General features: G+C 43.5%; 2 protein-coding genes. Both read left to right on the top strand.

What is annotated here, in order from left to right:
- Window positions 1-111: 111 nt before the first annotated feature.
- Complete coding sequence (gene tatA / locus ACS8FC_RS20965) at window positions 112-354, top strand: Sec-independent protein translocase subunit TatA (protein WP_201600244.1); 243 nt, start codon at window positions 112-114, stop codon at window positions 352-354.
- Window positions 355-380: 26 nt separating this feature from the next.
- Window positions 381-515 (top strand): Sec-independent protein translocase protein TatB (tatB, locus tag ACS8FC_RS20970; protein WP_439298201.1); only part of this gene is annotated, 135 nt, incomplete at its 3' end.

Consider the following 515-nt stretch of genomic DNA (forward strand, 5'->3'; position numbering starts at 1 on the left):
TTTTTTTTGATACATAAATCTTTTATCAATGTAAAGCAGGCTTTATCAACACAAAGCAGACATATAAAGACTGAAAACTAAGTCACAAAATCAGGTCACAAGGATACCATTATGGGTAGTTTTTCTATTACGCATTGGCTGATACTATTGGTCGTCGTCGTTGTTGTATTTGGCACTGCAAAACTAAAAAATGCTGGCAAAGATTTGGGCGGTGCAGTTAAAGGCTTTAAAGAAGCGGTCAAAGATGAAAATACAGAGCATGCCAAAAAACGCGTGGTGCTTGACCATGATGGCACGGCCCATACCGACGAGCGCCCAACAACCACTAAGGTTGATGATAAGCATAATGTATAGCCTCTAGACAGTGACATCGGACCATTATGTTTGATATCGGGTTTTCTGAACTACTTCTCTTTGGCGTAATCGCCCTAATCGTCTTGGGCCCAGAAAAACTGCCACAGGCAGCGCGTACGGCTGGGCAATGGTATGCCAAAATTCGCCGCACCGTCTCGACC

This window comes from Psychrobacter sp. 1Y4 (assembly GCF_051847555.1).

What these genes read in the sequence shown, in the direction of transcription:
- tatA (WP_201600244.1), top strand. Translation starts at nt 112, where the DNA reads ATGGGTAGTTTTTCTATTACGCATTGGCTGATACTATTGGTCGTCGTC.